Source organism: Pradoshia sp., assembly GCF_051873915.1.
In the GTDB taxonomy this organism is placed as follows: Bacteria; Bacillota; Bacilli; order Bacillales; family Pradoshiaceae; genus Pradoshia.
Genome location: NZ_JBJEFJ010000183.1, coordinates 1 through 3,821, shown reverse-complemented (window position 1 = coordinate 3,821; position 3,821 = coordinate 1). Strand labels below are relative to the sequence as shown.

Sequence of the window (3,821 nt, the reverse complement as noted above, 5' to 3'; positions counted from 1 at the left end):
GCTATCTTCGTCTGTCCAACATCATCCAAGTACTTGCGAACATAATTGCGGAACATTTCCTGCTCCTGACTTAATGAAAAATCCATTCTCCTTTCACCTCCGTTTTTAGTCTAGCGTCCCATATCCTTCGGCAAGCCTAATATCCGCTCTGCTATCGTATTCTTCTGGATTTCGCTTGTCCCGCCGCCAATTGTCTGACCAAAGGAATAAAGATAATTATCCTGCCAGTAAGAATTCCCGATCACGGCATCTTCCTTCCATAGCACCCCCTGATGACCTTGCAGGGAAATCGCTTGCGAAAACAAGTCCTTCGTTAATTCACTGACGATTAATTTGTCCATGGAGCCTTCCACGCCAGGATGTCCCTGTTTCAGCTGTTTCGTTAGATTGCGATAATAATTCAGGAGCGATCCTCTTGAACGCGCATAGAGATCAACCATCGTCCTTTGAACAAACGGATCATTCATTAATGGCTCACCATCGTCCGCTTCCAATTCCTTTGTCACCGCAACCAAGTCATTGAATTGCTGTTCGAGCGTAAATACTTGCGCCCCAATCCCTGTCCTCTCATGCATCAGCAAGGCAATGGAAACTCTCCAGCCCTCATCGACTTCGCCCACAATATCGGCATCATAAGCCACCGCATTGTTCAAGTACACTTCATTGAAATCATGCTTCCCATCCATCTGAATGATGGGCCTTGTCTCAACCCCTTCCTGATGCATATCAAGAAGGAAGGCGGTAATGCCTTTATGCTTTTTCTCATAGCGGTTCGTACGGGCCAATAGGAAGCATCGATCAGCCACATGGCCAAAGCTTGTCCATACCTTTTGGCCGTTAATGACCCACTTTTCTCCCTCTTTGACAGCGCTCGTTTGAAGGGCGGCTAAATCTGAGCCGGCATTCGGCTCGGAATAGCCTTGGCACCAAACCTCTTCGCCCGTTAAGATTTTCGGAATATAGGTTTCCTTTTGCTCCTCCGTGCCGATTTGCATGAGCGTCGGCCCAACCATGTGAATCCCGACATAATTGATCAGTGGTGGTGCTTTCACGCGAACCATTTCTTGATGATAGACAATTTCCTCCATCAATGTGGCATTGCGGCCGCCATATTCTTTAGGCCAGGCAATCGCCGCATAGCCCCCTTCATAGAGCTTCCTCTGCCAATCTCTCAAGAATCCGGCCTCATCATCAGGCATTTTGAAGGTTCCGTCGAGCCATCCTGCAGGCAAATTCGCTTCAAGCCATGCTCTTAGTTCCTTGCGAAATGCTTCTTCTTTTTTGGAAAATGAGAAATCCATTCCATCAAGCCTCCTTTGTCTTTACGCTTTAGTCCACTGAGGAAGCGCACGTTCCTCGGTAATGTCCTGCCAAATCATTTTGACCGGCATGCCAATCTCTATGTCCTCCGGGGAACAATCCAATACATTGCCAATCAGTTTCACTTCACGGGCGTCAGCCAATTCAATGCTTGCAATGATATGCGGCAGATCATCCTGAAAGCCAGGTAAAAACGGCCGATAAGATACGATATACGAATAGACGCTTCCGAGAATATCACTGCCTTTATTCTCCCAGCTCAGCTCGGTACTGCCACACTTTGCGCAAGCAGGACCTGGCGGGTGTAAATGGGTTTGACAGGAATCACATTTTTGCAAAACGAGTTCATGCCGGTCGGCAGCATCCCAATAGGGGTGATTATCTTCATTTTTTAATGGAATTGGTTTCTGATAGCTCATCTGTTTTCCTCCTTCTAATTTCTTAGAATCATGGCACCGGCAATATCCGGTCCGGCCCAGCCTGTGCAAATGCCAATCTCGCAATCCTCCACTTGACGGTCTGTCCCTTTATATTCATGACGTACCTGTCGGACAATTTCGAGTACATTATTCATCCCGTGTGTATAGCCTTCAGAAAGCATGCCGCCCGCCGTATTGGAAGGAAGGCTGCCGCCCATTTTCAAATTCCCTGCAGCGACGAAATCGCCAACCTCTCCCCGCGGCGCAAACCCGTATGCTTCGAGCTGCCTAAGCACGACCCAGCTAAAGCAATCATAGATCGAAGCTACCTGGATATCCGCTGGTTTCACACCGGCTTTTTTGTATAGTTCAGGAGCGACATAATCAGAGGCCACTTCATCTAAATTGGACCAGTAATGCGAATGGGAGACACATTGGCGCGCCTCAATCCCCATAATATAAACCGGCCTTGACTTGCAGTCCCTTGCCCGCTCGGCACTGGTCACGATAATCGCGTTTGCTTCATCAGACTCGAGGCAAAAATCATGGCGATTAAAGGGATAGCTCAAATACGGTGTATCTTTGTATGTCTCCATCGAGAGAGGTTTTCCATAAAAGAACGCCTTTGGATTTCGTTGGGCATGCTCATAAAAGCTGACGCATACATGGCCGAGATGCTCCTGCGTAAGGCCTGTTTCATGCATATGACGCGTCGCGAATAAGCCAAACCATTGCCCAGGCCCGCCTGCACCGTACGGAATGAGAAAGCTTCCCCCATCAATGACGGATTGTAAGAGATTGATATCCCAGCCACCACCGCCCATGCGCACACCTGACCGTCCATTCATCGAGCGGTAGATCATGACCGTATTGACTTGACCTGTTTCAATTAACCCAATCGCATCGGCAATGAGCATTTCCGTTGAGCTCCCGCCGCCGCTAATATCCTTCACGTATTTAGGGCGAACCCCTAAATAGGTAGCTAATTGATGAGAGGTGCATGAGTCGCCTTCCGAATAACTCATGAATCCATCAATATCTGTTGCTTGAAGTCCCGCGTCACTTAATGCCGCTCGTGCTGCATGAAGTGCTAAATTCAAGGGCGTTGTCCCCGACTTTTTTGATCGTTCACTTTCCCCAACACCGACAATGGCATACCGATCCTTGATATCTGCCATGATTGATAACCTCCTCCAATTTCATGAAATCAAACAAATCTGACCGTTGCTTCCCCATACCCGACGACTTGACCCGGGGCTTTTTCTGCTGTCAGCTCAAGCTTCGCAAAACGCTCTCCGTCTTCCTCATAAAGCTTCTTCACGATTGCATGACTGGTAATCGCATCCCCCGGTCTCGTCACAGCACCAAACCTCATTTTGAAATTAACCGGGATAGCATTCGTGCCCGCGAGCTTCATGACATATTCACCTAAGAAGCCCATGACTAGCATCCCGTGGGCAATTACGCCCGGCATTCCTACTTTTTGGGCAAATTCATCATCTGTATGGAGCGGATTATAATCACCCGATGCGCCCGCATACTTCACTAACTGAACCTTCGTCACTGCTGGCTTTACATAGGGTTCTAGCCTTTGACCCTCCTGAATGGTTTCAAACTCCATTTGCGGCATGTATGCAGCCTCCCCTCTATCACTTGAGATCATCATTTCTTTGCTTCCTCTTTTGCCTTCTTGCTCGCTGGACGATAGATCATATTCGTCCGGCTGACAGCTACCAATTCCCCGCTCTCATCCTTCATCTCTGTATCTAACACCAAAAATTGCATCGTCCCTGATTTACCTTCCCTGTCGTAAAGATCGGTTACTTTCATTTGACAGACGAGGCGGTAACCAGGTCGTATGGGACGCTGATAGATAAATTCCTGTTCCCCGTGCAGCACTCTTGTATAATCGAGCGGAAGGTCAATTGCTCCGCCGCTATCCTGGCCAATCACAACTGGAAAGCTAGGAGGGGCGATAATGCCGCCATAAATGGTATTGGCTGCATATTCCTCGTCAACATACAAAGGGTTGTTGTCACCGATTGCCTCAGCAAATTGGCGGATATGCCGTTTTTCTACCTC

5 protein-coding genes are annotated in these 3,821 nt (G+C 48.3%); all 5 read right to left on the bottom strand.

What is annotated here, in order from left to right; translation table 11 throughout:
• Positions 1–110: 110 nt before the first annotated feature.
• Positions 111–1,301 (bottom strand): acyl-CoA dehydrogenase family protein, encoded by a 1,191-nt coding sequence (locus ACI35L_RS16015; RefSeq protein ID WP_439803298.1) that lies wholly within the window; start codon positions 1,299–1,301, stop codon positions 111–113.
• A 21-nt stretch (positions 1,302–1,322) separates the two neighbouring features.
• Entirely contained in the window at positions 1,323–1,739 is a 417-nt protein-coding gene (locus tag ACI35L_RS16010; protein ID WP_439803297.1) for a Zn-ribbon domain-containing OB-fold protein, read from the bottom strand.
• A 14-nt stretch (positions 1,740–1,753) separates the two neighbouring features.
• Positions 1,754–2,917 carry a thiolase C-terminal domain-containing protein gene (locus ACI35L_RS16005; protein ID WP_439803296.1) on the bottom strand — a complete coding sequence of 388 codons (1,164 nt, stop codon included), beginning with the start codon at positions 2,915–2,917 and terminating at the stop codon, positions 1,754–1,756.
• A 29-nt stretch (positions 2,918–2,946) separates the two neighbouring features.
• The gene (locus ACI35L_RS16000) at positions 2,947–3,405 is read right to left on the bottom strand and encodes a MaoC/PaaZ C-terminal domain-containing protein (RefSeq protein ID WP_231589512.1); all 459 of its coding nucleotides are present in this window, start codon (positions 3,403–3,405) and stop codon (positions 2,947–2,949) included.
• A partial coding sequence (locus ACI35L_RS15995; RefSeq protein WP_439803295.1) for a MaoC family dehydratase N-terminal domain-containing protein occupies positions 3,402–3,821 on the bottom strand: 420 nt, incomplete at its 5' end. The genes ACI35L_RS15995 and ACI35L_RS16000, both read right to left, overlap by 4 nt.